The sequence below is a fragment of the Priestia veravalensis genome, assembly GCF_001457055.1.
Taxonomy (GTDB): Bacteria; Bacillota; Bacilli; order Bacillales; family Bacillaceae_H; genus Priestia; species Priestia flexa.
In genome coordinates this window covers 1-26,140 of record NZ_KQ758675.1, presented here as the reverse complement: position 1 = coordinate 26,140, position 26,140 = coordinate 1, and the positions used below count along the sequence as shown (strand labels likewise).

The window sequence follows — 26,140 nt, the reverse complement described above, 5'->3', positions numbered from 1 at the left end:
GTGGAAATCCGCACACATTTGGATTCGAAAAATAGCAGGAAGAGCTGTCCCGTAAAGGTTTAACCGTCTCTGTCGCCCTCGCCAAAGGTTATAGTGAAAAAATGGATGATTACTACCTCTGTTCACGTGTCTTCATTTTTCTTCTCAAACGGAAAAATAAGAAAACAGAAAATTCAGTCAATATTTATGCGACGTTAGTGAAGTAAATTATATTTATATCAGACAAATTCGTCAAGTCGTTTTATTCCTTTACTTTAGTAATAAACTACTTTATTACTTCATTAGCACAGACTCTTGAGAATCGTCATAAAGACATGATTTAATCAATGTCAGGAGGGGTGACCATGACATTATCTTGGATTTTATCTTACATAGTTGTTTCATTAACAATTGTATTAATTCCCGGTCAAGACATGCTATTTGTTTTGACTCAAAGCTTAACCTCAGGTGTTAAAGCAGGAATGAAAACAGTACTAGGTTCCATTACCGGTACTTTCATTCATACGCTCTTGGCAGCTGGAGGGCTATCTATTATTTTTCAGCAGTCCGTATTAGCATTTAATATTTTAAAAATTGTTGGCGTGCTTTATCTTTTATTTTTAGCTATTCAGTCATTTCGTTCTAAAACTGAGCCTTTATCTTTAACTTCCACTCAGATGAATACAGCGCAATTTTTCAAAAAAGGTTTTTTTACCAATCTGTCTAATCCAAAGGTAGCTATATTCTTCATTACATTTCTACCTCAGTTTGTGAACCCATCATTAGGTTATGTAGGCCTACAGATGTTCTCTTTCGGCATGATTTTCATTTTAGAAACGTTAGTTGTCTTTTCTCTTGTAGTACTTTTCGCTTCTTACCTTGGAAAGCGTGCAAAAAACAACCGTCACGTGCAGTTATCACTAAAGTATATACAAGGTACAGTATTTGGCATTTTAGGTTTGAAATTATTATTTACAGATCACTAATGGAAGCCTGTTTATACAGAGCTTCTTTTTTCATTCATATTAACTCTTTTTTTATACATACTAAGTGAAAAGCCTAAGAAAGTAAGGAGTTTTACAATGGATTTATTAAAAGATTCCCTCATTCTATTGACTAGAATTGTTACTATTTTACCTCTCTTGCTTATTATGACGCTGTTTATGGGCAGACGCTCAATCGGCGAGCTTCCCATCTTTGACTTTCTTATTTTAATGTCTCTTGGCGCTGTTGTAGGAGCAGATATTGCTGACCCAAAAGTTGAACATATCCATACAGCGATTGCAATTGTTATGATTGCCATTTTCCAGAAAATTATTGCTTACTTTAAGATTCACTCGCGCTCATTTGGAAAAAAGATTACATTTGAACCAATTGTTGTCATTAAAGATGGTGCATTTTTAATTGAGAATCTTAAGCGCATTCGATACTCAATTGATAATATTTTATATATGCTTCGCCAAAGTAACGTCTTTGATATCAGTGTTGTTAAAATCGCTGTTATTGAATCCAACGGGCAATTAACCGTTCAAAAAAAAGCGTCCAAAGAATTTTTGACGCGTGATGATTTGCAAATTGCAAATAACCAATTAGATCTTGCTTATCCCTTAATTATTGAAGGAAAGATATACGAGGAAGTATTAACTTACTGCAACCAGACAAAAGAATGGTTATTAAGCGAGTTAAAAACACGAGATATTGAAAATCTCTCTGATATTTTCTTTGCTTCACTGACTGATGAGGGTAAACTACATGTATCACTATATTCACCAATAAATCCGGCCCCGCCGCTACATCATTAAAAGATTTGCTTATTTTATTTACTAAAATAAGTACATAGTAAAGTCCTTCATGATAAGCTTTATTTAAAAATATTTCTGAATAAATGTACAGCATGGACTTTTATAGCTTTAACCGTGAAGTTATGCTATTTTAGTAGATACAAGATTGTTTGCGTATTAGGAGGTTTATATGGACTTTGTTGACTCACTATCATCTGTTGATGGTTGGAAAAATATTGGTTTAGCAGTTGGGATTTTTTTAATTTTCCTTGTGCTGCGTAAACTGTTTACAACTTATTTATTTAAATTTATTATCGGGTTTGTTAAGAATAAAAAAATTGACCTTATCACAAGTATTTTAGAAGCATTTGAAAAGCCAATGAGGTGGATTTTTGTAATCATTGGTATTCAGCTTGCGCTCCCTTATCTACCGTTTGAACTTTTAACGGCTGAGCGTGAAAGCCAGATTATACGTTCTGCTTTTATTATTCTCGCAGGGTGGGGACTTTACAACCTAGCGGATTCAACGGCTCTCTTTTTCTCAACTTTCTCCAAAAATTTTGATGTTCAAGTAGACCGTATTGTTATTCCATTTGTTGAGAAATTTATTCGCATTATCGTTGTCGTTTTATCTGCTTCCATTATTGGTGAAGAATGGGGCTTCAACGTTAATGGATTCGTAGCCGGCTTAGGACTCGGAGGGCTAGCATTTGCCCTTGCAGCTAAAGATACGGTTAGCAACCTTTTTGGCGGAGTTGTTATTATTACAGAAAAGCCTTTTACAATTGGAGATTGGATTAAAACACCAAGCGTTGAAGGCGTGGTTGAAGATATTACATTTCGAAGCACAAAGGTGCGAACGTTTGCTCAAGCGCTTGTAACAGTTCCCAATGCAACCCTATCAAATGAGCCTATTGTAAACTGGGCTAAAATGGGGAAACGTCAAATATCATTTCATTTAGGATTGAATTATAATACACCTAAAGAAAAGCTGGAAACCTCAGTTGAGCGGATTAAGCAAATGCTGATGGAAGATGAAGATATTCATAAGGAAACGATTATTGTTAATTTTGAAACCTTTAACGAATCGAGCCTTGATGTTCTGCTATACTTCTTTTCTAACACAACGGCTTATGCTGACTATTTAGAGGTAAAAGAAAAAATAAACTTTAAAATTATGGACATTTTACAAGAAGAAGGAGTTGACTTTGCTTTTCCAACTCGTGCTCTTGTAGTGCAACAATCTGAAGATATCATTAAACAAGATACAAATATATTAGAAAGGTCTCGCGGATAAAAAAAGGGTTGCTAAATAAATTAGCAACCTTTTCTCCTTTCTATTTTATTTTGAGATAAACATTTGTGTCCAATAATGTCCGTAGCTTCCGCCTTTAACATAACCTACTCCAATTTCTGTAAAGCTACTGGATAAAATATTTTTTCTGTGCCCTTCGCTGTTCATCCATGACTTCACAACGGCTTCTGGTGTCGCTTGTCCAGCAGCAATGTTTTCACCTGCTGTTTTATAGGAAATACCAAAGTTTTTCAGCATAGTAAAAGGACTTCCGTATGTAGGAGAAGTATGGCTAAAGTAGTTTTTATCAATCATATCTTGAGATTTATAGCGAGCTACTCGCGCTACTTCCCAATTAGATTTCAACGGTTTTACCCCTACTTTTGCGCGCTCTTCGTTCACAAGTTTTACAACCTGCTCTTCAAATGATTGAGCCGTAGTATTTACGCTTGGCACATTGATTTTTTGACCAGGATAGATTACATTGTGGTTCGAAATACTTGGGTTTGCATCAATAATTTCTTGAACACCTACCTGGTATTTCACTGCAATTTTCCACATAGTATCTCCTGATTGAACAGTATGTACTGTAGATGCTTGAGCAGTATGATTTAATCCAAAAACAAGAGTGACAGACAACATTGTAATTGATGAGAATTTTAATAAAGTTTTCATAATCATATTAAAGCAAATTTTTTGACAGATTAATAGCGGTAATAATCACCTATACTACTAATTTTAGAGAATAGTTTATACCAAAAGAGTTTGGGACATAACAAAATGATTGCTTCTAAGAGACGAACAATAGCTGTTCCAATCTTTTTGGTTTGTCTGAACACGTTCGTTCCATTGCGCTACGGCCACTCGCTTTCCGCGGGGAGGAACCTGAGCTTCCTCGCTGCGCTGCGGGATCTCAGTTTTCCCTCTCTTTCCCGCAGGAGTCGAGTGTCCTACGCTCCATTCCACCCTGTCTCCAACATTGTTTTCACAATCAACCAAAAAACCTGACCGATTAAAAGTTATGAACTCTCAATCGGTCAGGTTTATCATTGGCTGAATTACTTATGTCCCAGCCTCTTTATGAAGATAGCGCCTGTGAAGGATCGACTTCAGGGATTGGCATTGGTTCTGAAACAACTTCGGTTACCTGACGTCGCTTGATGACTTCCACGTATTGAATATGATGATTTTCCATTGCCTTCACTTTAAAATCATACTGTTCAAACGCAATAATATCCTGTTGCTTTACATCATATTTTTCTGTTAATACCCAGCCACCAATCGTATCGATTTCTGTATCATCAATTTGAATGCCAAGCAGCTCATTAATTTGACTTACAAGCACTTTACCATCCACAATGTAATGATAATCTTTCACCTTTTGAATGAGAGGCTTTTCATCCGTATCAAATTCATCACGAATTTCACCAACGATTTCTTCTAAAATATCTTCAATTGTTACAATACCAGCTGTACCACCATATTCATCAACTAAAATCGCCATTTGAATGCGTTCACGCTGCATTTTTAGCAGTAGATCGTGAATAGAGACCGTTTCAACCACTTGAATAATTGGACGAATATAATCTTTTAAATGAATTGACTGCACATCTTTCATAACAAGCTCAGTTAAGATTTCCTTCATGTTTAGCAAACCAACAATATGGTCTTTATCGCCATCAATAATAGGATAGCGAGTGAATCGCTCTTCTTTTGCCATATCTAAAATATATTCAATCGTATCTTCTTGATCAATTGAGACCACTTCTGTTCGTGGTACCATAATCTCTTTTGCCACTCGGTCATCAAAGTCAAAGATTTTACTGACATATTTAAATTCTGATTGATTAATTTCACCGCTTTTATAGCTTTCTGATAATAAGATGCGAAGCTCTTCTTGACTATGTGCTAATTCATGCTCTGATGCTAATTTTAGTCCAAATAAACCTGTTAGCAAGCGAGCTGAGCCATTAAGTACCCAGATGAAAGGATACATGATTTTATAAAAGAATATTAGCGGCTTTACAAATAATAGAGTCACCGCTTCAGCTTTTTGAATAGCAAACGTTTTAGGAGCTAGCTCTCCAACTACCACATGTAGAAACGTAACGACAGCAAACGCGATAGCAACTGAAATGATGGTAGATAACCCTCCTTCAATACCAAGTTGCTCAAAAAGTGGTTCAAGCATATGAGCTACAGTAGGCTCACCTAACCACCCAAGGCCTAATGCTGTAATTGTAATTCCCAGCTGGCAAGCGGATAAATATTCATCTAGGTTGGTAATAACTTGCTTCGCAGCTTTTGCATTTTTGCTCCCTTCCACCACTAATTGATCGATTCTAGAGCTACGAATTCGAATAATTGCAAATTCTGTAGCAACGAAAAAGGCAGTTAATGCAATCAGTACCGCTAATAAAATCAAGTTAAATATGTCCAATCAAGTTCCTTAGCTCGTAATAGTACGAGTAAGGAGTCACCTCCTAAGTGATTAAAAGTTTAAAACATTTTTTATTGCTAAATAGTTATGTCTTTTTATTTTAAATGTAAAAAACTGTGTCGTCAAACCTTTTAGCCAGTGTTCTAACACGAATCTTAAGTATAAATACTTTACACCTTTTATAAAAGACACTTCTATTTTTTACTGTTCACAGGCATATAAAAGCTTACAATAACACATATCACGCCTATCAAAAAGAGAAAAATATGCATCTCACTTAAAAATACTGTTAGGTAATCACCTGCGTTTCTTGCGTGAATGGGAACTAAACTCAATTCCATGATAAGACTAACGAATGCAATTGCGTTTAAACAAATGCCTAACAAAAACAACCCTAGTCTACTCCTGATTCCCAATAAGAACATTCCTTTCACATATTCAGCTTTTACATTTCAATAATGACAGAATTTTCACTTATTATTACAGTATGAGTTCCTTAAACTACTTATCACTGATTATTTTTATTATATGAAGAAATAAACTATTCGACATTTGGTGTGTATACAATACCTTTAAGGCAATTGCGAGTCAACTCTGAAACTTAAGCATTCTGCAAGATAAATACATCTATCAAGAATCTTTCGTTTCTTTAGCGTGACAGTTCGCTATCTTACCCAATAAATATTATGTTACCTGTAGATAATTTGCAGTTACGCTATCAATACACAAAAAAAGCTGCATCATTTATAGACGCAGCTTTTTCCAATTTTACTACAACGAAAAGAAAGATCTAATTGGATTCTTATGTAAAATTAAGAAACAACTCTTATTCTTCAGTTAGCGCCCCAAATATCTTGAGCAATTTTAATGACGTGACTAATTTTATTCCATTGCTCTTCTTCTGTTAGTTCGTTTCCTTCTTCCGTACTTGCAAACCCGCATTGTGGACTCAGTGACAAGTTTTCTAGAGGAATAGATGCACTCGCTTCTTTAACTCTTTGTTTAATGACCTCTGCATCTTCTAATGTAGGAAATTTAGATGTTACTAGTCCTAATACAACTGTTTGGTTGTTACGTGTAAAACTTTTTAATGGCTCAAAATCTCCTGAACGATTATCATCATATTCAAGGAAAAGCCCATCTACATGCAAGTTAGCAAAAATTGCGTCTGAAATAGTATCGTAGCCACCACTGGTAATATACGTAGATCTAAAGTTTCCACGACAAATGTGCATCGTAATGACCATATCCTCCGGCTTTTTAGAAATCGCATCGTTTAAGCAGTTGACTCTCGTATCAATAATATCTTTTACATCCATACCCAGCTTCTCAACAACTGCATCTATACGTTCTTCAGAAACAAAATCAATCCATGAAGTATCATCTAACTGTAAGTAGCGGCAGCCTGCATCATAAAAAGCTTGAATTGCTTTTTGATAAGCAACTACCGTGTCATGATAAAACTGTTCTCTATCCCCATTGTAGTAAGTATCCTCTTGAATTCGAGTGAATAACATGTTGGGACTTGGAATAGCAAACTTAGCAACTTGGCTTCCATCACCATATTGTTCAACAGCTTCTTTTAAAAATGTAAAATGTTCCAGCATATAATGATGGTTGAAATCTACTTTACCAACTACCTTGATTGCTTTATTTTTTGTTTTGGCACCTTTAAATTGACTAATATACTCCGTTTCAAACTCTTCTACACCATCTAGACCTGATAAGAAATCTAAGTGCCACCATGCACGTCTAAATTCTCCGTCAGTGATAGATTTAAGTCCCACTTCGATTTGTTTTTGGACAAGCTTTTCAATCTCCTGGTCCTCTACAGATTTTAAAGTCGTTTTACTGATCTGACCATTTGTATAGGCTTCTCTTGCTTCTTTGAGAGGAGTTGTTCTTAAAAAGCTCCCTACATGATCAGCTTTAAATGGAGCTTTCACTAATGTCTTTGTCATGGTTCTATTCCCTCTTTCTGTTCAAAATAAAAAACCTCTTCTTAAAGATAAGAAGAGGTTAATAGTCGTTATTGGTTCTTCTCCTATCTTCAAGCAAATTGCTACTGGAATTGGCACAGTACTTTAACAGTCTGTTGCCGAGGCTTCACAGGGCCAGTCCCTCCGCCTCTCGAGATAAGAATATTCAATTAATTAACTAGGGAAAATATTACACCTACTTTCTTAGTCTGTCAACAAGGAATTTGAAAAATCAGAAATAAAAAATTTTTCATTCAGTATTCAGAAGTGGTTCATATCCTTTTGAGTTCATGAAAGATAGACCGTGGTCAAACATATCGCGTCACTTTAGTTGTCTACATCTATATAATATATGTTATAATCATGTGACCTAGGTTTTAAATAAGGAGGAACCTCACAAAGATGTTAGTTAAAGGATTACAACTATTAAAATATGCCTTTTTAATCGGAGCTGTGGTATACGGAATAATCGCTTTTCAGAACAGCGATTCTACCAACTATATTGCTTATTTACCATACATTCAATTAATGCTAAGTTTATTTTTATTTATTGAAGCTGTTTTGACGTTTAAAGAAAGCAAGTTGCATTCAGCGTTTTTTCTGGTCATTTCTGTGTTCTGCTTCGCTATCTATTTTGAAGTTTAAAAAAAGCACGCTGCCCGTAGCGTGCTTTTTCACTTCCCACTCTTTAAAGCCGTTACAACTTCACCGATTGGGAGGTGTATTTGATTATCAAACACATAATCATAGTAAGTTGGCTCTTTATTAATAATGACCATTGGTACCTGACCATGTTTTCTAACTAATAAAGGAATTTGATTAATGGGTGTTACCTGCAAAGATGAACCCATGACAATAAATAAATCACTTTGTAAAGCTGCCTCTACAGCTTCTTCAAACCAGTGAATTGAATCTCCAAATAAAACTACATTGGGCTTTAGTGCCTCTTCACACGACGTACAGCTCGGTAATTCAACTTTGGTTAGAAAATTTAACCCAAACTCACTTCCACATTTTTGACAATGTGCTCGCTTAATTGTTCCGTGAATTTCATATACATTCGTGCTTCCTGCTTTCTGATGCAAGCCGTCAATATTTTGTGTAATCACATGCACGGTCTTTTCTTCTTCTAATTCTGCTATAAAGTAATGACCTGAGTTAGGTTCATATTCATCAAGCAGCTTCACACGAAAAATCTCTTTAAATAGCTCCCAAAAAAGTACCGGATTGTTCTGATAAAAAGAAGTAGAAATCACATCTGAAAATTCTAGGTTTTTTCGATACAATCCGTTTTGCGAGCGAAAATCAGGTATGCCCGACTCTGTACTTATTCCCGCTCCCGTAAAGACACAGATCCGACTTGCCTCTCCAATTCGTTTCTTTAACTCTTCAACTTGCATATTCATTGGCGCTCTCTCCTACTTTACAATCAATACGGGTATCTTCACATGTTGAGCAATTTTATGGCTCACGCTCCCCAAAAACATTTCTTTTACTGGATTTAAGCCTCGGCTTCCAACTACTACAACATCAAAGCGATTGTTGTTAGCAAATTGAATAATTGTTTTAGCAGCATCTCCATGAATAAACGTAATTTCATACTCTATATCAGATTTCTCTAAAACTTCTTGTGTTGTTTGGATACGCTTTTCTCTTGCTTCATCTTTTCCAAGCGTGTTTAACCTACTATCTCCTTCTACTGCATATATCACTTGAACAAAGCTTCGATCAGTTAATCTTGCTAAAGCAACCGCTTTTTCAGCTGCTCTAGCAGCGTGTTCAGACCCATCTGAAGCTAATAAAATTCGCTTAAACATGTCCTTCACTCCTTTTCTATCAATTATAACAGCTCTACTATTTTTTATTCCATTGAAGAAAGCGATATAAAAATTAAATTTTCTAAAAATATTTACGCTTTTGTGTTATACTAATAAACAGAAATGCTATACTAAATAAAAGGAATGATGGCATTATGGGGTTTGAGCTGATATGTACCTTTTGCAAAGGGCTTGGGAAAGTAATGATTATTCCTGGCATATTCTACACAAAAAAGTGTAAGCATTGTGAAGGTACTGGTTTGAAACTAAAAAAAGACGAAACTCCTCTATAAGAAGTCTCGCCTTTATATCGTTTAGATTGATAATTCTTTTGATAGTTGATACATACGCTCATCAATATGATGAGGTTCACCTAGGATTTCCATAATATTATAATCAACAATTTCATTTTTACGGATACCGATTGCACGCCCGCCTTTACCTTCCATTAATAACTCAACGGCGCGGCCACCAAAACGACTTCCTAACACGCGATCTTGTGCTGTTGGTGATCCACCGCGCTGAATGTGCCCTAGAACCGTAACGCGAGTTTCAATTCCAGCAGCTTCTTCAAGCTGTTTTGCTACTTCGTTTCCTGTAGCTACACCTTCAGCAACAACGATAATACTATGTTTCTTACCACGCTCTTGGCCTTTCTTTAAACGATCTACCATCTCTTGGAACTCATCTTTCGCTTCAGGAATTAAGATTGTTTCAGCTCCTCCAGCTAGCCCTGACCATAGAGCAATATCTCCAGCATTACGTCCCATTACTTCAATAATAAAAGAACGTTCATGTGAAGTAGCCGTATCGCGAATTTTATCAATTGCATCGATAACAGTATGTAAAGCTGTATCGAAACCTAGAGTAAAGTCTGTTCCTGGAATGTCATTATCGATTGTTCCTGGAATACCTACACATGGAAAACCAAGCTCAGTTAGCTTAACAGCTCCCATGTAAGATCCATCTCCACCGATTACAACCAAACCTTCAATACCATGCTTCTTTAGGTTTTCAATACCTTTACGGCGTCCCTCTTCTGTTTTAAACTCTGGACATCTTGCAGAATATAACATTGTTCCACCGCGTTGAATGATATCACCAACATCACCAACTTCAAGCTTTCGAATATTCCCTTCAATTAACCCTTGATATCCTTGATAAATACCGTAAACTTCCATTCCTTCATGAATCGCTTTACGCACAACAGCACGAACCGCAGGATTCATTCCTGGAGAATCACCGCCGCTTGTTAATACACCTATTCTTTTCATTACTTTTCACCTCATCAAAAGTCAAATCAATTGACACTGTATTCTATTTTTACATTCTACATGACTACAAAGTATTTGTGTAGTAATTCACAACAGATTTCTATTATTATTTTTAAATGTCCTTACATTTTCATATGTTTTAGTTATTAACAGCTAAATATTCAATTTTTTTCTATTTCTCAAAATCAAAACACATCATTCTGCTCACTCTAATTTTCATTTTTTTCATATTTTGTAATGAAAATGTAACGTTTCCATCTGTCGAAAGGTGTTATGATTATTTTACGAAAATTGATGAAAAATTGATGGAGGCCCATTATGAAGAAATTTGTGGCGGTTTTTACCCTCGCTAGCTTTTTATTTGCTAGCCCTTTAGTCAGCCAAGCTGCGCTAGGTGATCAAACATTAAAGCAAGGAATGAGAAATCAGGATGTTCAGCAATTACAGCAGCTTTTAAAGAAAAAAGGTTATTTCACTGGCAATACAACAACTTATTTTGGACCAGCTACATCAAATGCAGTTAAATCATTTCAGCGTAAAAATGGATTGTCTGCCGATGGAGTTGTTGGAAAAAGCACATATGCAAAGCTTGGAGTAAAAACTTCTTCACAGACTTCTACATTTAATGCTTCAAAAGTTATTAATAAAGGAAAGCAGTATGTAGGGGTACCATATCGCTGGGGTGGAACAACTCCTAGAGGATTTGATTGCAGTGGCTTTATTGGTTATACATTCAAGCAGGGCGCTGGCATTACTTTACCTCGAACTGTAGCAGAGATTTATAAAAAAGGGACACGAGTTACAAGCTTACAGCCTGGGGACATTGTATTTTTCCAAACATACCAAAAAGGCGCTTCCCATGCCGGTATCTACATGGGAAACAATCAATTTTTACATAGCTCATCTTCAAAAGGTGTTTCAGTTTCTTCATTAAAAGATAGCTATTGGAGCAAGCGTTATATTGGTGCAAAAAGAATTCGTTAAATAACAAAAAGCCAACTTGCGTTGGCTTTTTTAACGGCAAAAACTATAGTACTCATTAATAATATCTAATACTGTTGGATATTCATCTACCCACGTAAAATTTGTCTTTTCATTTTGTTCTTGTTCTGTTTCTTGTTTAATTGTAATTTGCTCCACACAAGATCTCTCCCTTTTTCTGTTATATAACATATATATTATCTATCTTTTGTTTTATAACAAAAAATCAAAAAAAGAAGACATGCTAAAAGAAGAGGGTTGAACATAACAAAACAAATTTTCAAAAAGAGGAACACTAGCTGTTCCCATCTCTTTGATTTGTCTCAACACGTTCGTTCCATTGCGCTACGGCCACTCGCTTTCCGCCCTGTTTCCAACATTGTTTTCACAATCAACAAAAAAACCTGGACGATTAAAGATGAGGAACTCTCAATCGTTCAGGTTTATCATTGGCTGAATTACTTATATCCCAGCCTCTTCTTTTAATCTGCTTGAATTTTAATATACCATGTACGGTTTCTAGGGCCATCAAATTCACAAAAATAAATCCCTTGCCACGTTCCTAATAATAAATTTCCATTCTCAATAATAAGTTGTTGCGAAGAACCAACTGTACTTGCCTTTAGATGGGCAGCTGTATTCCCTTCAAAATGCTGATCTTTTTCATCAATCCAAGGATATACCTCGTCAAATCTTCTAATCATGTCACGTTTTACATCTGGATCTGCATTTTCATTAATTGTAATACCAGCGGTCGTATGTGGACAATATACGGTGACTACTCCGCTTTTCACTTGATGCTTTTTAATTTCTGTTTCCACTTGACTTGTCAAATCAATCATCTCATCGCGATTACTCGTTTGAAGTTTAAATGAATGTAGCATGTTTTCACGTCCTTTTTCGATTAGTTAGCATAACACCTATTGAACTCGTAAAGACTAATATATATTCTTTTTTATCGTACTGTTTTTTACTACTGAACTCAATATATTACTAATAATGTAAAGGTGATGAAGACTTGCTCAATTCAACGTTTCAACGAGACACAGAGTACGTTGTTAAGACATTTCTAGAATTAGCAGGTGGTAGCAGTGACATAGCTTCAAAAAAGCTATGGATTTCATCTACTGATTTTGTTTATATTCTTTATCTACAAGGGCTTGTAGACAGCGAAAAGCTGAATCAATTAACAGAAAAAATGATTCAAACAAAAACCTCATCACCAGCCAACACGCTAGATCGTTGGGATTCCTTTATCTCAACTGTTGAAAGCAGTGAAGTTTATACGTACAAGCAAGCTCTCACTGCTTTTTTAAAGGAGAACCTTTATTATTTATTCATAATCGTACAACGGCTTTTTCTTTAAATATGACAATAGCTAAACAGCGTACGTGGAGTGAACCAACGACCGAAAAAGTTGTGCGTGGTCCAAAGGTTGCGTTAATTGAAAACTTAGAAGAAAATATCGGCATATTAAGGCAAAGAGCAAGTGATGCAAACTTAACAGTCGAAGATGTTTTCATTGGAGAAGAACGGCTTCATCGAACATCAATTGTTTTTCATAAAAAGCAATGTCAACCTCATATCGTTAATCAAGTTCGCCAAAAACTTCAAAACATTAATCTTAATAATGTTCAAGGTTCTGGAATGATTGAAGAATTTCTCGAAGAAGCTTCTTATTCTCCTTTTCCACAGGTCCAAAATACAGAAAGACCTGACCGCGTCTTAGCTGCTATTAATGAAGGCAGAGTTGCAATTTTTGTAGACGGTTCACCTTTTGCTCTATTAGTACCAACAACAATTGACATGATTATGAAATCGCCCGATGACTATTACGAAAGATGGTTGGCAGGTTCTCTCTTACGCCTTCTTCGCTATATTTCAATTTTCATTACGCTCTTTTTTCTCAGCCATTTATATTAGCCTTGTTTCTTTTCATCAAGGCCTGCTTCCCGCTGAGCTTGCCATTACCATTGCAGCCACGCGAGAAGACGTACCATTTTCACCTTTTATTGAAGCGATGGTAATGGAAGTGACCATCGAATTGTTAAGAGAAGCCGGACTTCGCCTCCCAACACCTGTTGGGCAGACTGTTGGATTAGTAGGAGGGGTTGTTATTGTAGTAGGGTCACTCCTCCCTAAAACGGCTGGAGACGTTATTGCTTTTGCTGACCTTTTAAGCTGGGCTTTTTTAATTATATTTCTTGCAGTTCCATTTTTTTTAGGATCAATTATGCTAATTAAGAAACGAGTGAGGAGAATATGAATAAATATTTAGCTGACATCATGATGATAATCATATTAGTGGGTTGCTCTCGACACCGAAACATTGAACAACTCTTACTCGTCATTGGCGTTGGCATGGATTCCTTAGACACGGTGAAAGAAAAGACGTCTCAGCATAACCTTATGCTCACTCATCAAACTCTTATATCTCCAGACCGTGGTGGGGTATCTTCTTCCTCATCTTCACCGTATAAAAACATTGTAACAAAAGGACCCACAGTACATGAAATTACAAGGAACATTGCATTGAAGCAAGACCCTTTATTCAGTCAGCATCAGCGTATTTTAGTATTTAGTGAAACAGCTGGGAAGACCTTCAAGTTAGACTCTCTAATGGATCAGCTTGCTAGGGATAATGAAATTCGCAGAAGCTGCCTTGTTTTTGTTACAAATGGCCAAGCAAAGGCTATTTTAACGATTAAAGGAATGGATACTCCACCGGTCAATGTCATTTATGATTTAGTTGAAAATAGGTATCGGACCAATAAAATTCTTCCCACCTTATCATTGGGAGAAATATGAGCTAAGTTAAAAACGGACCAAAGCTTTTTAGTACAACGTGTTTCAAAATTAGAAAAAGACATCAGGACGGTTATCTAAAGATTGGGATGCTACTGACCAAAAGCTATCTCCTTCTTTTATTAACCATATTGAAAAAAATGTAGAGAACATTATCCAATCAGATACAAACAAAATACTTAACAAGCTCCAATCTGATTATGAAGCAGATGCACCTGAATTTAGAGAGTATGTACGAATCAACCACCCTGCATTTTGGAAGAAACATCGAAAAGAATGGGATACTATTTTTTCAAACTCTACTATTGATTATCATGTTGACGTTACAATTGAAGATTTTGGAGCAAAAACAGACAGCGGCTAATTAGTCGCTGTCTTACTTTAGTTCCATAATCATGTAGCGATTGGTGTATGATTTTCGTTCAAAAGAAGCTCGCTTTTCTTCTCGATCAAAATAAAATAATTCATCTTCCTGGTATTGAAACGTATCACCTTTTTTATCCATTTCTTTAATAAACGATAGGTAATCATCGGAGTGAATTAAATACTTCTCTGGTTTATCTGAAACTTGAACTACCTTTTCATTTCCTGTTTTCATTTTTGCCATCCCCACTGCTAAGGGTATCGGATTTCCTTCTTGAAAAATAGTCTTATAAAAAATTAGCACAAATAATAAACACGTAACGCCTACGACTAGCAAAATCTGTTTTTTTATCATCCTCACCTACTTTTCATATGGTTAGCTCTATTATCAAGTGAAATTCTGCGTGAGCAAAAACGTTCTGCTATGTCATTTTTATTCAGAGTGATTGACATAGAGATATGTACGTTACTAATACGACAAATTTGTAAAAAACACCTTTCTTTTATAAGAATTTGAATGGAAATATAACAGTTGTATTACCTTTCCGTTAAATCAGGTTTGCACTTCACATTTTCAATCGACTTCATGCTACACTTGAGTCAATAAAAGGTAAAAACTTTACGAATAGATAGGGTGTTGCGTATGAACAATCTTACTTTACAATCATATTTATCTCACTTATTTCCTGATATCCAAATGAGAAAACCGCTTTTTTACAATGCACCAATAGGCATCCGATTCAAGCTAACAAACCAAAAGCGCGTGTGGGAACAAGGGTATATGAAAAATGTTTATAAACGCACATACCAAATTTTTAAAGCACTTCATGATGAAAATGATGAGCTCATCGTTGTATTTCGTTCGCCATCTTCAAAAGCTGAACTATCCTTTCTAAAGCGCACTGATATATTAATGAAAAAATTCATTCGCTCTCGCTTAAGAAAGACAAGCGTACAGCTATTATCAACTAAAAATGAGTATGCAATTGCCTGCAGGCCAACTGACTTAAAGCAAAAGCAACTACTACAATCTATTGCGAATCGCGATTTACATATCCAACCTGCGATTGAAGAGGAATGTTACATTATCAACGTAAGCAAAGGAACAATTTTTCATCTCTATGATGATCGAGCGTTGGATGTCGTATCTAATAATCAACGTTCGCTTGGTTTACTACAAGAAAAGTTTAACGAATGGATTTTAGATATGGATGCTACTGAACATTCGCCAATAAGCTAACAAAGAGTTTGGGACATAACAAAATGATTGCTTCTAAAAGACGAACACTAGCTGTTCCCATCTCTTTAATTTGTCTCAACACGTTCGTTCCATTGCGCTACGGTCCATTCCACCCTGTTTCCAACATTGTTTTCACAATTAACAAAAAACCTGAACGATTAAAAGTTATGAACTCTCAATCGTTCAGGTATAGTAAGGACTGAACTACTTATGTCTCAGTCTCTTTATTTTATTTGCTCATTAAGCCGTTGAACCATTTGCTTTTGTTGTTCTTCAGGAGAAATAGTCGCTTTATTGTCCCCAATTTGTTCACCATATAGACCAAATTGGGCATTATTTGCTCCTTTTAACTTTACTATTTTTGTATTTTTTGATAATAAATGCTTCGTTTCAGAAATCTTATTAGGCGTTGATAAACCATCTTTGTCACCTGTTAATGATAAAATTGGATAATTTGTGTTTGAAAAGTCATTTTTGTTCATTAGATAGGCAGCCAATAAAATGAGTCCCTTTACCTTACTTTGATGATTGTACGCATAAGAACTCGCTACAACTCCTCCTAAAGAGTGTCCTCCGATAAACCAATTATTAATAGTAGGGTGTTCCTTCATGATTTCTTCTGCCTTGTTACTTGAGAAGAAACTAACATTAAAAGGCGCATCTACTATCCCTACTAGATATCCTTGCTTTGCGATTTCCTGTTGCATAATAACCGTATGCCATTGCTTCTACTTTTGCACCTTGGTAAATAATAGAGCCACCTTTTATATCAGTATTATCATCTGGCTGAAAAAACAGGTAACCATCTCATTGTATCGCTTGCTTTGGGACACCTAAATTTTCAACTTCTTGAGAAGGCTTGTAATCAAACTGTGTCCAAATGACAGAGAATGCTACCACGACAGCAAATAAAACCAAAACTCCTACCGCTAGTACTTTAAGTAATCGCTTAAACATAAAATTCCTCTTTTCTTTATACTATCGAATGGAACATGCACATACTTTACATTATCTTGTAGCAAAAATGCATCTTTATGAATGAAAATAATGGTTCTACGGAACAATAAAACAAATTAACCAGCAAAGGAATTCTGTATGAAGCATATTACTTACCAAACGCACAAGCGACATAAAGCCTATGTTAGCTTGTTTGGCATAACTCAGCTCCACCTTCGAAATCCGTATATCATTGCTTGGTGGTCGGCGGCTTTTCCTGGCTTCGGTCATCTTTTGTTATCTAAAAACATTACAGGGCTGCTCTTATTCATTTGGGAGGTTTATACAAATATTCATGCCAACATTAATGTTGCAATGGTATATTCTTTTACTGGTAGGCTAGAAGAAGCCAGAAGCATATTGGATACTCGATGGGCGCTTTTATATATCCCTGTTTATCTATTTGCCGTTTGGGATAGCTATCGCACAACCATCGACATAAACAAAGTGTACGTGCTGGCTTAACATCAAAATGAACCTTTTGATATCTTTAAAATGGGCGCTTTAGAAGTCAACTACCTTGATAAACGAAGCCCCCTAGTAGCCGTCATGTGGTCCATACTCATGCCGGGATCTGGTCAGCTTTATATTCACCGAATTATCATAGGTTTCTTCTCTTTAATTTGGGTAGTCGTATTTTTTTATCAATCACAATTTCTTCCTGCGATTCATTTTCTATTTTTAGGAGACATCCCAAGTTCAACAAGCGTTTTAAATATAGAATGGCTTTTATTTCTTCCTTCTATATATGGTTTTAGCGCCTATGATGCCTATGTTAACACCATTGAGAACAATAAATTATATGATCGTGAACAGGCTGACTTTCTTTCACAAAACTATCAGCAATACCGCTTTTCATTAAAACAGCGATTATAGCTTCTATACGCTAAATCCCGATATAGTAAGGAGCCCATTATGCAAGTATTCTCTACTTTTAATCACTCAATTTACCTAGAGCTCGCCATTGTAGCATTGGAGCGCAGTGGTATTCCTAAAAGCCAAATTTTAGCCATCCCACTAGAAGTAAAAGATGATCATTTTTTACTTTTCGATAGTATTCATCAATCAGACGGCATTAGCTTATTTGACATCGCTGCTGGGCTGGCAACAGCTTTTGCAGTTATAGGCGTAAGCGTTGGATTCATCTTAACATGGGGACCTATATACTGGGGATTGATTGGTGCTGCTTCAGGGTTTATCATTGGCTTTTTAATTAACTTTATTTATTATAGAGTTGTTAAAAAGCGAAGTAAGCATGAGCAAACGGCGGAAGTGATTTTAATCGTAGAGTGTATACCAGAACAAACAGATCGTGTAATTAAAATATTAAAAACAAACTTCTCCAAGGGATTAGCTGTTCTTTCATAGAGCAAAAAGAAGTTGGGACATAAGCATTTCTGTCAACCATCTATCCGAACTAGCGCAAGTTAACTTCTTTTGATAGTTCAGGTATTTTCTGTCGGTTTGGAAAACACCTTTAAAAAACTAGTGAAATGGAGCGTAAGACATTCAACTCCTGCGAGAAAGAGAGGGAAGGTTGATACCCCGCAGCGCAGCGAGGAGGTTCAAATTCCTCCCCGTGGAAAGCCAGTATCTGCAGCGCAATGGAATGGACTTGCTCTTACACCCTAACGATTTTAGAAACGTCATGACTCGTCTTTGAGAAGCGAACATTTATTTACGTCTTAGCCTCTTTCTATACTTAGTGGATATCTTTTTTCTTAAACCTCCCTCCTCTTACTTCAGCAATATTTGCTACCGCAAAAAATGCAGTTGAATCAATTTCATCAACAATTTCTTTTAGCTTTGCTTCTTCTAATCTTGTGATAACGCAAAAGATTACTTTTTTATCATCACCCGTATATGCTCCTTCTCCTTTCAAGTACGTTACTCCTCTGCCTAACCTTGCTAAAATAGTTTCACCAATTCGTTCGTACTGTTCGCTAATAATCCAAGCGGACTTTGACTCGTCTAACCCCTGAATAACAATATCAATTGTTTTAAAAGCAATGAAATAAGCCATTAACGAATACATAGCACGGTCCCATCCAAACACAAACCCTGCACTTCCTAAGATAAATAAGTTAAAGAACATGATAATTTCGCCAACGGAAAAAGGCGTTTTCTTATTAAATAAAATAGCTAGAATTTCTGTCCCATCTAAAGAGCCACCGTACCGAATCACAATTCCTACCCCAATACCTAAAACGATACCTCCAAAAACCGTTGCTAAAAGCGGATCTGTTGTTAGCACCGGCAGTGGATGAAAAACGTATGTAGCAATAGATAAAATGCTGACGCCAAAAAGAGTTGATAAGGCAAACGTTTTACCGATTTGCTTATAACCTATATAAAAGAAAGGTAAGTTTAGTACAAAAATATACGCCCCAAGTTTTAAATTTGTTAAATGAGACAATATGATAGACACTCCAACAATGCCTCCATCAATGACTTTATTAGGTACTAGAAAAAACTCTAGACCTACCGCCATTAATATAGCTCCAAATAAAATAAGTAACACACGCTTAATAATCATTTTGCGAGGTAAAGACCGATGCACTATTTTTACCTTTTCTTCTTCAACGGGCAGCATTGGAACATCCACTCCTTTCTTTAATTTTATCATAACATTCTGAATATTTCCTTTATTTTATTTATTATATTTCGCATCTTAAGCATTAAACCATGAATATATTGGATAAACTTGTAGATGATAACAATTGTAAAGTTACACAAACATTTTTCATCTTCAAAAAACATTCAAATTAAAAAACAGTTTAAAAATTTTCAAAATTACACATTGGGTATAAAATATTTGTTTAACATTTGCACAAACGTTAAACAAAAAAGTATACAAAAGGAGAATGAAGCAAATGAAAAAAATTAAAGTTAGTATCACTTCTTTAATGACTGTTTTATTACTTGCTTTTACTGGGCATTTCGCATCAGCTGCAAGCAACGATGCAATGGTACGTGTTGTTCACGCTTCACCAGATGCACCTGAGGTTGACGTATACGTTGATGGAGAAGCTGCTGTTGAAGGTGCTGCTTTCAAAGATGCTACTGATTATTTAAATCTATCTTCTGGTGAACATAAAGTTGACATCTATGCTGCTGGTACAAAAGGAAAAGAAGAAGCTGTCGTTTCTACAAACTTAACAGTTGAAGCTGGAAAAGCTTATACTGTAGCTGCAATTAACAAAGTTGCTAATTTAGAGTTAAAAGTGCTTGAAGATGATATGAATGCTTCAGAAGGAAAAACAAAAGTGCGCGTAGGTCACTTCTCTCCTGATGCTTCTGCAGTAAATATAGGCGTTGCAAACGGTCTAACCCTTTTTGAAAATGTATCATTTAAACAAGTAACAGATTATACAGAAGTAGATGCTGGCACATATGATCTGGAAGTAACAACTACTGATGGTAATACGAAAGTATTAGACCTTACAGGTACAAACTTAGAAGCAAATACAGTTTACACGGTACTTGTTGTAAATACTGCTGACAGCCTTGAGCCACTTGTTTTAAAAGACAATACGGCAATGCCTTCTGAAATGCCCAAAACAGGTATGGGTGGAGCTTCTGAGCAATCAAATGACTCCCTTCTTCCTGTATTAACTCTATTAGGAATTGGAGCAGTTGCTATCTTTGTTGTTCGTCGTCATAAAGGCTACGAAAATTAATGAACAACATGAGATGGGCTCTACCAATTGTATGCACTGCTTTTTTAGGATTAGTTGGCTGTTCAGCTCAGTCAGTCGCAACAACTTCACAGCCCGATCCTGAAAAAGTAAAAATGGCAGAAACAAAATCAACAAATTCGCCCCCACAAGCGTCGGTTGATGTTTCTGTCCCATCTCAGCTTACAATACCAAAGTTAGACATTCAAGCGCTGATTGAAAAAACCGGCTTAACTAATGATGGACAAATGGATGTTCCTGATAACGGTGATGATGTCGCTTGGTTTGAACCAGGCACAAAGCCAGGAAATGAAGGAAATGCTGTTATTGCTGGGCATGTTGATGATAAAGAAGGACCTGCAATTTTTTACAACCTTCATAAACTTGATAAGGGTGATGAGATCTTTGTATCTGATGAATCGGGTAACGTACTTACATTTGTTGTTACTGATAAAAAAGCCTATCCGCGTGAAGATGCACCTTTACGAGAAATCTTCGGTCCAACGTTTGATCATCATCTCAATTTAATAACGTGTACAGGATTATTCGATAAACAAAATAAAACACATGAAGAACGCCTTGTTGTTTATACAAAACTTCAGGATACTAAAGTAGCCAATGCTCAATAAGCATTGGCTACTTTTATGATTTTTCCACTATATCCATGAAAACATCTTGTTCTATCGGACATACTAATAAATACGAAATCTTCGTTTACACGCACTTCCTTACTACTTTAAAATAAAAGCGGATGAACAGGAGGCTACTATATGCACAAAAAATGGCTTATTGTACTTTCAATTACATGCTTAGTAGGGGTTGCTTTTTTTATTAGTAACACCAACATCGCTAATACGGCTGAAAAAGACCCGCTTATCATTGCTCACCGCGGAGCTTCTGGCCATGAACCAGAGCATACGATAGAAGCCTATAAGCTGGCACAAAAAATGAAAAGTGACTATATTGAGATTGACCTGCATATGTCTAAAGATGGTCAATTAGTTGCCATTCATGACTATGCCCTACACCGTACAACGAATGGAACGGGATATGTAAAGAATAAAACCGTAAAGCAACTGCAGACTTTAGATGCGGGAAGCTGGTTTTCTAGCAAGGGAAAAGGAGCTTATATTCCAACGCTTGACGAAATTTTTGCCACGTTTGGAAACGACATTCGTTATTATATTGAAACAAAATCACCTCATGAATATCCCGGTATGGAAAAAAAGCTAATGGCTCTTTTAGATAAGTACACTATAAATAAACAACAGCTTATTATTCAATCGTTCAGTGATGAAAGTTTGCGGACTTTTCACCACTTAGAACCTTCCATTATGCTCATTCAATTAGTTTCCTATAGACAAGGCTTATTAACGTCACATCAATTAAAAAATATTCATCGATATGCTGATGGAATTGGCTCAAGTTCAAAGACGTTAACAAAAAGCTATATAAAAATGGTCCAATCATATGGACTAGACATTCATGCTTATACGGTAAATGATACAAAAGAGATGAAAAAGTTAATTCAATGGGGCGTGAACGGTATTTTCACTAATTATCCTGACCGTCTATATAAAGTCGTTCATCCTTATGAAAAGCCCCTTTTTACATTTAATTTCCCGGTGTAAAAGGGGCTTTATTGTACTGAGCAAATTTAAATATCTCGGTTACGGACAATTGATAAATAAAAACCTATGACGACAGCTGAGTAAGCAAGCCCCCAACAAAAGCCTATCCAAACATGAATATCCTCACTTATAAAGTGTATCAGGGCTGCTATTGGCGGCAATAAATAAATAACCATTTGCAAACCTTCATAAGGATAAGGAACACCCGCTACTGCCAACGTTAATACCAACACAAACACTGGACCAAACCACGAAAGATTACCAGTGCGAAGCATATGACGAGTGAACAATAATGACACGCTCATGCTTGTTAAGCAGCTTACTAAATGCAGTAAATATCCAAACACTTGCTCCTTAGCAGTGGGCATTGAAGAAAACATGTCAAAGACGATTGGATATAAAATTGAAACAGCGCTTAGAATAATTGACAGCACTACAGCACTGATTATTTTACTGATGAAATAAACTGATTTCTTCCTCACATGCAGCCTTGTAATTCTTTCTTGCTTACTATTTTCCGCGTGCATAAATGAAATTGTAATCCACGAAAAGATAAAGAATAAATAAATAGAAGTATTATAGAAACTGTCTAATACCGGATTTGGTGTGTATGTATAGGTAATAATTAATAAGATTAAATACAAAGCCAATGGCGGAATATACCGATATGACTTTAAATATGTAAGATAATGATATCGTATCAATGCAATCATTTCTAATAGTCTTCCCTTTCAATAATTTCTACACGATGAATATCCGCTCGCACATCAATTAGCTCTTTGAGCAATTGATTCATATCTTGCTTTCTAATATAAAGCGTATAGCGACTGCCGTGTTGCTCAACCTTAGCACACTTACCTTTCAGCTCTCGAATAGGCTTATTCATAATAAAATCTGCTTCAATAACAGCCAGTTTATCTATACATTCAATACGCTGACTTCGAAGTATTTTGTGAGCACCAATTGTAATCACTCGATCCGCCGTTACTTGAATTAATCTTTCTTCATGACAGGTAAAAATAATGGTCATTCCTCGATCTTTTAATCGTCTAAACGCTTTCTCAACGTCAACCTGCGCTTTGGCATCTAGACCAGATAACGGTTCATCAAGAAGAAGAAGCTCTGAAGATCCCAGCATCGCTTGCATCATATTTACTTTCTGCTTCATTCCTTTTGAAAAAGAAGTAATTTCTTCGTATTTATACTCGGTCATATCAAAGGTCTCGAGCAGCTCTTCAATTTTTAACAGTAGCTTTTTTTTCGAGATTTGTTGAATACGTCCCATATGAAATAGATAATCTTGAAGCCGAAACGGAAGCTCTTGAGGAAATTGTTCAACCACAAAGGCTGGTAAACCAATGGATGTATCAATTGTTACGCTCCCCTTGGTGGGCTTAATTAACCCTCCTACAATCTTTAACAACGTACTTTTTCCAGCACCGTTCTTGCCAACAATCGCTACTGTTTCTCCCTTTTGAAAAGTTGTATGGACGTTCTCTAATACCGTTTGCTTTTTGTATGATTTTGAGATATTTTTCAATTGAATTAATGATTCCATTTTACTTATCCTTCCTTTAGTAAAACATATAATAAATAATGGTTAGTTAAATAGTAGCATATTTACTACATAAATAGTGCCTTCACATACATTTTTAGACAAGAAAATTAACTCTCAAAGGCGAATCGTGACGTTGCTAACATAAGTAAGTTATAGAAACACGTTCTTTGCATTGCACTGCAGACACTCAATTTATAACTTATTTCCATAACCAACAAAAATATCCGAACGATTGCCAGTTAACTCGCAATCGTTCGGATATCTAGTTCACTGAAATGCTTATTTCTCAGCCCTTTGATTCTTCTACATATAAAGAACCATATGCTCTTCGTCAATGAATTTATCCTCTACATGTAGAGCTTGTTTTTCAAACCCATAGCTATTAAATCCTAAAGCAGTGTACAGAGCTTTTGCTCCTTGATTATTAGCTGCGACCACAAGATAAATTTGCAGCAGCTCCGTTGATTTTGAAGCTTGTTCAATAACTGCTTTTAAAAGTGATTTCCCAAGCCCCATTCCTCTTGCTTCAGGAGCTACGTACATTCCCCAGATATCTCCTTTATGCTGAACTTTTAAAGGTTTTTGTTTTTTATAACCTACAATTCCAACAAGTTTATCATCGAGAAACCCTCCCATGATAAACTCGTCTTCAAATGTAGGAAATTGCTTACGAATATCTGACACTTCTTTTTCACATTCTTCTTCATAGCTTAAAACAAAGCTTTCTGGATGGTCTCGTAGGGCTCTTAAACGTAGTTCCCAATAAATATCTGCATCTTCTTTGGTTAACAATCGAATGTTCATATCCTCACCTGGTTTTCGCTTATTTTCTTACATGTTAGGGCTCGTATACAGTGAAAACATCATTCCACCGATATAAATCATAATAATTATCAGGCACATCGACATCTTTAATGAGTATTTTTTCTTGCTTTGTACTACCAGCCATAATATTGGCTCTTTTACGATTCGTACGTATCCATAGGGTTTGCTTGGACTGATTGATATATGTTGGCGCATAATCCCCCCAGCCTTTTAAAGGATTAGTTAATTTTTCTTGCTGGTTTTTTGCTAAGTTAATTGTATAAAGTGAGGGAAGCGGGCGTTTCTTAGCGTCGTTTGACCAATCCGCTTCTTGTACTCGTGAAATAATAATTTGCTTATTTGCTGCCCACGTAAAATCCCAGTCAGCAAAACCTTTTGGAGTAAAAATATGCTCTTTAAAAACGGGCATTTCTTTTAACGTGAACGTTTTATTTTCAGTAGCAATCCGACCTTCTCCATTAATAAAAGCTAGCTCTTGCTGATGGGGAGACCACTTAAACCAATTTGATACGTTTAGCATTGTACCGATTGATTGAAACGCTTTACCTTCAGAAGTTATAACGCATAGCGTGTTTCCATCAGCTGACATAGAAGCTGTCGGAATAGCTAAAAAGCTAATCCAATGTCCATTTTCTGACCACTTAAATTCGCTCGTTGTATAAGCAAAAAAAGAGTCGCTTTGATGAGGTAAGGTTGCAAAAGGTTCGACCTTTTTTATATCTAGATTTGCATTTTTTTCAACCGTATATAATTTAACCACTCCCCAACCTCTCGGTGATAAGGTTGCTGACTCCGTTATTAAAAATTGTTTACCATCTGGGAACCATGAAAACTGATCAACGTCAAGAGCTACGTGACTTTTTTTCTTTTGTTTAACATTGTAGATAGTTAAAATGTCGTTTGATATGTACGCTATCTCCATACCAGTTGGTGACCACTGATAACTTTGGACATCTTTTTCAATTTCAATTTGCTTGCCTTTTACGCTAGCTACCATCAACGATTCTCCATTTTTATAGGCGATATAAGCTCCATGCTTTGACCAAATCGGTTCACTTGCCTCATTAGTTGAAGAAAGTTTTGTTTCTTTTCCGTTTTCATAAACCCACACGTCACCATCTCGAATAAAACTTACCTTGAAGTTAGAAGCTGATTCAACTGTACTTGGAAGCAATAATATCATGAAGAAGCATAAGAAAAAGCGCCTCATTTTGTCACTCCTTTTAATTAAATTTATCTGTCACATCTACTTCTTCTTATCCTTGCACAAATCCAAACATCTCATGACAAAAACCTATAAAAAAAGAGTTTGGGACATAACAAAATGATTGCTTCTAAAAGACGAACACTAGCTGTTCCCATCTCTTTGATTTGTCTCAACACGTTCGTTCCATTGCGCTACGGTCACTCGCTTTCCGCGGGGAGGAACCTGAGCTTCCTCGCTGCGCTGCGGGATCTCCGTTTTCCCTCTCTTTCCCGCAGGAGTCGAGTGTCCTACGC

Annotated in this window: 32 protein-coding genes, 1 pseudogene and 1 riboswitch; of the genes and pseudogenes, 16 read left to right on the top strand and 17 right to left on the bottom strand. The window is 36.1% G+C overall.

Annotated elements, in window-relative coordinates:
* Window positions 1–344: 344 nt before the first annotated feature.
* The 3 genes from AS180_RS16035 (at window position 345) to AS180_RS16025 (ending at window position 3,057) form a co-directional block, all read left to right on the top strand.
* A complete protein-coding gene (locus tag AS180_RS16035; RefSeq protein WP_025911394.1) occupies window positions 345–965 on the top strand; it encodes a LysE family translocator in 621 nt (206 codons plus the stop codon).
* Window positions 966–1,061: 96 nt separating this feature from the next.
* Complete coding sequence (locus AS180_RS16030) at window positions 1,062–1,781, top strand: DUF421 domain-containing protein (RefSeq protein ID WP_025911396.1); 720 nt, start codon at window positions 1,062–1,064, stop codon at window positions 1,779–1,781.
* A gap of 169 nt (window positions 1,782–1,950) precedes the next feature.
* Window positions 1,951–3,057, top strand: coding sequence for a mechanosensitive ion channel family protein (locus tag AS180_RS16025; RefSeq protein WP_025911397.1), 1,107 nt, complete (start codon window positions 1,951–1,953; stop codon window positions 3,055–3,057).
* 45 nt (window positions 3,058–3,102) lie between these two features.
* Here AS180_RS16025 and safA read toward each other — a convergent pair whose 3' ends face one another.
* From safA to AS180_RS16000, 4 genes are all read right to left on the bottom strand, one after another.
* Window positions 3,103–3,729: a SafA/ExsA family spore coat assembly protein gene (gene safA, locus AS180_RS16020; RefSeq protein WP_175384209.1), complete on the bottom strand. Its 627-nt coding sequence runs from the start codon at window positions 3,727–3,729 to the stop codon at window positions 3,103–3,105.
* A 75-nt stretch (window positions 3,730–3,804) separates the two neighbouring features.
* Window positions 3,805–4,020 carry a hypothetical protein gene (locus AS180_RS16015; protein WP_062687139.1) on the bottom strand — a complete coding sequence of 72 codons (216 nt, stop codon included), beginning with the start codon at window positions 4,018–4,020 and terminating at the stop codon, window positions 3,805–3,807.
* 112 nt (window positions 4,021–4,132) lie between these two features.
* Window positions 4,133–5,479 (bottom strand): hemolysin family protein, encoded by a 1,347-nt coding sequence (locus AS180_RS16010; RefSeq protein WP_062687138.1) that lies wholly within the window; start codon window positions 5,477–5,479, stop codon window positions 4,133–4,135.
* 848 nt (window positions 5,480–6,327) lie between these two features.
* A complete protein-coding gene (locus tag AS180_RS16000; protein WP_025911406.1) occupies window positions 6,328–7,455 on the bottom strand; it encodes a 5-methyltetrahydropteroyltriglutamate--homocysteine S-methyltransferase in 1,128 nt (375 codons plus the stop codon).
* Window positions 7,456–7,535: 80 nt separating this feature from the next.
* A riboswitch (SAM riboswitch) is annotated at window positions 7,536–7,636 on the bottom strand.
* A 239-nt stretch (window positions 7,637–7,875) separates the two neighbouring features.
* Here AS180_RS16000 and AS180_RS15995 point away from each other — a divergent pair.
* Window positions 7,876–8,118, top strand: a complete 243-nt coding sequence (locus tag AS180_RS15995; RefSeq protein ID WP_025911407.1) for a hypothetical protein — start codon at window positions 7,876–7,878, stop codon at window positions 8,116–8,118.
* Window positions 8,119–8,147: 29 nt separating this feature from the next.
* Here AS180_RS15995 and AS180_RS15990 read toward each other — a convergent pair whose 3' ends face one another.
* The 3 genes from AS180_RS15990 to pfkA form a co-directional block, all read right to left on the bottom strand.
* Window positions 8,148–8,879: an NAD-dependent protein deacylase gene (locus tag AS180_RS15990; RefSeq protein ID WP_025911409.1), complete on the bottom strand. Its 732-nt coding sequence runs from the start codon at window positions 8,877–8,879 to the stop codon at window positions 8,148–8,150.
* Window positions 8,880–8,891: 12 nt separating this feature from the next.
* The gene (locus AS180_RS15985) at window positions 8,892–9,290 is read right to left on the bottom strand and encodes a universal stress protein (protein ID WP_025911410.1); all 399 of its coding nucleotides are present in this window, start codon (window positions 9,288–9,290) and stop codon (window positions 8,892–8,894) included.
* Window positions 9,291–9,604: 314 nt separating this feature from the next.
* A complete protein-coding gene (gene pfkA, locus AS180_RS15980) occupies window positions 9,605–10,564 on the bottom strand; it encodes a 6-phosphofructokinase (protein ID WP_025911412.1) in 960 nt (319 codons plus the stop codon).
* Window positions 10,565–10,882: 318 nt separating this feature from the next.
* Between pfkA and AS180_RS15975 the strand changes: the two genes are divergently transcribed.
* Window positions 10,883–11,548, top strand: coding sequence for a C40 family peptidase (locus AS180_RS15975; RefSeq protein ID WP_025911413.1), 666 nt, complete (start codon window positions 10,883–10,885; stop codon window positions 11,546–11,548).
* A 30-nt stretch (window positions 11,549–11,578) separates the two neighbouring features.
* Here the strand turns inward: AS180_RS15975 and AS180_RS23910 are convergent, their stop codons facing one another.
* Both AS180_RS23910 and AS180_RS15970 read right to left on the bottom strand, forming a co-directional pair.
* Window positions 11,579–11,704 (bottom strand): hypothetical protein, encoded by a 126-nt coding sequence (locus AS180_RS23910; RefSeq protein WP_257788896.1) that lies wholly within the window; start codon window positions 11,702–11,704, stop codon window positions 11,579–11,581.
* A gap of 323 nt (window positions 11,705–12,027) precedes the next feature.
* Entirely contained in the window at window positions 12,028–12,429 is a 402-nt protein-coding gene (locus tag AS180_RS15970; RefSeq protein WP_025911415.1) for a secondary thiamine-phosphate synthase enzyme YjbQ, read from the bottom strand.
* 134 nt (window positions 12,430–12,563) lie between these two features.
* Here AS180_RS15970 and AS180_RS24075 point away from each other — a divergent pair.
* The 3 genes and pseudogenes from AS180_RS24075 to AS180_RS23640 form a co-directional block, all read left to right on the top strand.
* Window positions 12,564–13,664, top strand: a pseudogene (locus tag AS180_RS24075) (spore germination protein); the annotation flags it as partial.
* A 143-nt stretch (window positions 13,665–13,807) separates the two neighbouring features.
* Window positions 13,808–14,353 carry a Ger(x)C family spore germination protein gene (locus AS180_RS23645; RefSeq protein ID WP_051567213.1) on the top strand — a complete coding sequence of 182 codons (546 nt, stop codon included), beginning with the start codon at window positions 13,808–13,810 and terminating at the stop codon, window positions 14,351–14,353.
* 118 nt (window positions 14,354–14,471) lie between these two features.
* The gene (locus AS180_RS23640) at window positions 14,472–14,714 is read left to right on the top strand and encodes a Ger(x)C family spore germination C-terminal domain-containing protein (protein ID WP_225002399.1); all 243 of its coding nucleotides are present in this window, start codon (window positions 14,472–14,474) and stop codon (window positions 14,712–14,714) included.
* 12 nt (window positions 14,715–14,726) lie between these two features.
* On the opposite strand, the gene AS180_RS15955 is transcribed toward AS180_RS23640, so the two are convergent.
* Window positions 14,727–15,068 carry a hypothetical protein gene (locus AS180_RS15955; RefSeq protein ID WP_225002392.1) on the bottom strand — a complete coding sequence of 114 codons (342 nt, stop codon included), beginning with the start codon at window positions 15,066–15,068 and terminating at the stop codon, window positions 14,727–14,729.
* Between the two features lie 288 nt (window positions 15,069–15,356).
* On the opposite strand from AS180_RS15955, the gene AS180_RS15950 reads away from it, so the two are divergent.
* Window positions 15,357–15,953, top strand: a complete 597-nt coding sequence (locus AS180_RS15950) for a DUF3885 domain-containing protein (RefSeq protein ID WP_025911418.1) — start codon at window positions 15,357–15,359, stop codon at window positions 15,951–15,953.
* Between the two features lie 224 nt (window positions 15,954–16,177).
* On the opposite strand, the gene AS180_RS15945 is transcribed toward AS180_RS15950, so the two are convergent.
* Window positions 16,178–16,660 carry an alpha/beta fold hydrolase gene (locus AS180_RS15945; protein ID WP_226372984.1) on the bottom strand — a complete coding sequence of 161 codons (483 nt, stop codon included), beginning with the start codon at window positions 16,658–16,660 and terminating at the stop codon, window positions 16,178–16,180.
* A 100-nt stretch (window positions 16,661–16,760) separates the two neighbouring features.
* Window positions 16,761–16,910 carry a hypothetical protein gene (locus tag AS180_RS23635; RefSeq protein ID WP_226372983.1) on the bottom strand — a complete coding sequence of 50 codons (150 nt, stop codon included), beginning with the start codon at window positions 16,908–16,910 and terminating at the stop codon, window positions 16,761–16,763.
* 138 nt (window positions 16,911–17,048) lie between these two features.
* On the opposite strand from AS180_RS23635, the gene AS180_RS23990 reads away from it, so the two are divergent.
* The 4 genes from AS180_RS23990 to AS180_RS22720 all read left to right on the top strand — a co-directional run bounded on the left by AS180_RS23990 (window position 17,049) and on the right by AS180_RS22720 (window position 18,581).
* A complete protein-coding gene (locus AS180_RS23990; protein WP_309599131.1) occupies window positions 17,049–17,414 on the top strand; it encodes a hypothetical protein in 366 nt (121 codons plus the stop codon).
* A 30-nt stretch (window positions 17,415–17,444) separates the two neighbouring features.
* Window positions 17,445–17,825 carry a hypothetical protein gene (locus AS180_RS23985; protein ID WP_309599130.1) on the top strand — a complete coding sequence of 127 codons (381 nt, stop codon included), beginning with the start codon at window positions 17,445–17,447 and terminating at the stop codon, window positions 17,823–17,825.
* 39 nt (window positions 17,826–17,864) lie between these two features.
* Window positions 17,865–18,317 (top strand): hypothetical protein, encoded by a 453-nt coding sequence (locus AS180_RS15935; protein ID WP_025911421.1) that lies wholly within the window; start codon window positions 17,865–17,867, stop codon window positions 18,315–18,317.
* Between the two features lie 120 nt (window positions 18,318–18,437).
* Entirely contained in the window at window positions 18,438–18,581 is a 144-nt protein-coding gene (locus AS180_RS22720; RefSeq protein WP_156413499.1) for a hypothetical protein, read from the top strand.
* 70 nt (window positions 18,582–18,651) lie between these two features.
* Here AS180_RS22720 and AS180_RS15930 read toward each other — a convergent pair whose 3' ends face one another.
* Window positions 18,652–19,485 carry a YitT family protein gene (locus tag AS180_RS15930; RefSeq protein ID WP_374699999.1) on the bottom strand — a complete coding sequence of 278 codons (834 nt, stop codon included), beginning with the start codon at window positions 19,483–19,485 and terminating at the stop codon, window positions 18,652–18,654.
* A gap of 337 nt (window positions 19,486–19,822) precedes the next feature.
* Here AS180_RS15930 and AS180_RS15925 point away from each other — a divergent pair, with 337 nt between their 5' ends.
* From AS180_RS15925 to AS180_RS15915, 3 genes are all read left to right on the top strand, one after another.
* Window positions 19,823–20,629 (top strand): DUF4397 domain-containing protein, encoded by an 807-nt coding sequence (locus AS180_RS15925; RefSeq protein ID WP_025911424.1) that lies wholly within the window; start codon window positions 19,823–19,825, stop codon window positions 20,627–20,629.
* Window positions 20,629–21,255 carry a class F sortase gene (locus AS180_RS15920; protein WP_025911427.1) on the top strand — a complete coding sequence of 209 codons (627 nt, stop codon included), beginning with the start codon at window positions 20,629–20,631 and terminating at the stop codon, window positions 21,253–21,255. Before AS180_RS15925 ends, AS180_RS15920 begins: the two co-directional genes overlap by 1 nt.
* 141 nt (window positions 21,256–21,396) lie before the next feature.
* Window positions 21,397–22,257, top strand: a complete 861-nt coding sequence (locus tag AS180_RS15915) for a glycerophosphodiester phosphodiesterase family protein (RefSeq protein ID WP_025911428.1) — start codon at window positions 21,397–21,399, stop codon at window positions 22,255–22,257.
* Window positions 22,258–22,283: 26 nt separating this feature from the next.
* Here the strand turns inward: AS180_RS15915 and AS180_RS15910 are convergent, their stop codons facing one another.
* The 4 genes from AS180_RS15910 to AS180_RS15895 form a co-directional block, all read right to left on the bottom strand.
* Window positions 22,284–22,970, bottom strand: coding sequence for a hypothetical protein (locus AS180_RS15910; protein ID WP_025911430.1), 687 nt, complete (start codon window positions 22,968–22,970; stop codon window positions 22,284–22,286).
* A 2-nt stretch (window positions 22,971–22,972) separates the two neighbouring features.
* Window positions 22,973–23,815, bottom strand: coding sequence for an ATP-binding cassette domain-containing protein (locus tag AS180_RS15905; protein WP_025911433.1), 843 nt, complete (start codon window positions 23,813–23,815; stop codon window positions 22,973–22,975).
* A 303-nt stretch (window positions 23,816–24,118) separates the two neighbouring features.
* A complete protein-coding gene (locus AS180_RS15900; RefSeq protein WP_025911434.1) occupies window positions 24,119–24,619 on the bottom strand; it encodes a GNAT family N-acetyltransferase in 501 nt (166 codons plus the stop codon).
* Window positions 24,620–24,653: 34 nt separating this feature from the next.
* Window positions 24,654–25,850, bottom strand: coding sequence for a hypothetical protein (locus AS180_RS15895; protein WP_062687137.1), 1,197 nt, complete (start codon window positions 25,848–25,850; stop codon window positions 24,654–24,656).
* Window positions 25,851–26,140: the final 290 nt, after the last annotated feature.

Coding starts and splice junctions, on each gene's coding strand:
- AS180_RS23645 (WP_051567213.1), top strand. CDS start 13,808: ATGAATAAATATTTAGCTGACATCATGATGATAATCATATTAGTGGGT.
- AS180_RS15975 (WP_025911413.1), top strand. CDS start 10,883: ATGAAGAAATTTGTGGCGGTTTTTACCCTCGCTAGCTTTTTATTTGCT.
- AS180_RS23990 (WP_309599131.1), top strand. CDS start 17,049: ATGAAGCATATTACTTACCAAACGCACAAGCGACATAAAGCCTATGTT.
- AS180_RS15990 (WP_025911409.1), bottom strand. CDS start 8,879: ATGAATATGCAAGTTGAAGAGTTAAAGAAACGAATTGGAGAGGCAAGT.
- AS180_RS15925 (WP_025911424.1), top strand. CDS start 19,823: ATGAAAAAAATTAAAGTTAGTATCACTTCTTTAATGACTGTTTTATTA.
- AS180_RS23635 (WP_226372983.1), bottom strand. CDS start 16,910: ATGTTTAAGCGATTACTTAAAGTACTAGCGGTAGGAGTTTTGGTTTTA.
- AS180_RS15970 (WP_025911415.1), bottom strand. CDS start 12,429: ATGCTACATTCATTTAAACTTCAAACGAGTAATCGCGATGAGATGATT.
- AS180_RS16000 (WP_025911406.1), bottom strand. CDS start 7,455: ATGACAAAGACATTAGTGAAAGCTCCATTTAAAGCTGATCATGTAGGG.
- AS180_RS15895 (WP_062687137.1), bottom strand. CDS start 25,850: ATGAGGCGCTTTTTCTTATGCTTCTTCATGATATTATTGCTTCCAAGT.
- AS180_RS23985 (WP_309599130.1), top strand. CDS start 17,445: ATGGGCGCTTTAGAAGTCAACTACCTTGATAAACGAAGCCCCCTAGTA.
- AS180_RS15995 (WP_025911407.1), top strand. CDS start 7,876: ATGTTAGTTAAAGGATTACAACTATTAAAATATGCCTTTTTAATCGGA.
- AS180_RS15950 (WP_025911418.1), top strand. CDS start 15,357: ATGAACAATCTTACTTTACAATCATATTTATCTCACTTATTTCCTGAT.
- safA (WP_175384209.1), bottom strand. CDS start 3,729: ATGAAAACTTTATTAAAATTCTCATCAATTACAATGTTGTCTGTCACT.
- AS180_RS15945 (WP_226372984.1), bottom strand. CDS start 16,660: ATGCAACAGGAAATCGCAAAGCAAGGATATCTAGTAGGGATAGTAGAT.
- AS180_RS15930 (WP_374699999.1), bottom strand. CDS start 19,485: ATGATTATTAAGCGTGTGTTACTTATTTTATTTGGAGCTATATTAATG.
- AS180_RS16025 (WP_025911397.1), top strand. CDS start 1,951: ATGGACTTTGTTGACTCACTATCATCTGTTGATGGTTGGAAAAATATT.
- AS180_RS16030 (WP_025911396.1), top strand. CDS start 1,062: ATGGATTTATTAAAAGATTCCCTCATTCTATTGACTAGAATTGTTACT.
- AS180_RS15985 (WP_025911410.1), bottom strand. CDS start 9,290: ATGTTTAAGCGAATTTTATTAGCTTCAGATGGGTCTGAACACGCTGCT.
- AS180_RS16035 (WP_025911394.1), top strand. CDS start 345: ATGACATTATCTTGGATTTTATCTTACATAGTTGTTTCATTAACAATT.
- AS180_RS15935 (WP_025911421.1), top strand. CDS start 17,865: ATGCAAGTATTCTCTACTTTTAATCACTCAATTTACCTAGAGCTCGCC.
- pfkA (WP_025911412.1), bottom strand. CDS start 10,564: ATGAAAAGAATAGGTGTATTAACAAGCGGCGGTGATTCTCCAGGAATG.
- AS180_RS15955 (WP_225002392.1), bottom strand. CDS start 15,068: ATGATAAAAAAACAGATTTTGCTAGTCGTAGGCGTTACGTGTTTATTA.
- AS180_RS15910 (WP_025911430.1), bottom strand. CDS start 22,970: ATGATTGCATTGATACGATATCATTATCTTACATATTTAAAGTCATAT.
- AS180_RS15915 (WP_025911428.1), top strand. CDS start 21,397: ATGCACAAAAAATGGCTTATTGTACTTTCAATTACATGCTTAGTAGGG.
- AS180_RS15900 (WP_025911434.1), bottom strand. CDS start 24,619: ATGAACATTCGATTGTTAACCAAAGAAGATGCAGATATTTATTGGGAA.
- AS180_RS15920 (WP_025911427.1), top strand. CDS start 20,629: ATGAACAACATGAGATGGGCTCTACCAATTGTATGCACTGCTTTTTTA.
- AS180_RS15905 (WP_025911433.1), bottom strand. CDS start 23,815: ATGGAATCATTAATTCAATTGAAAAATATCTCAAAATCATACAAAAAG.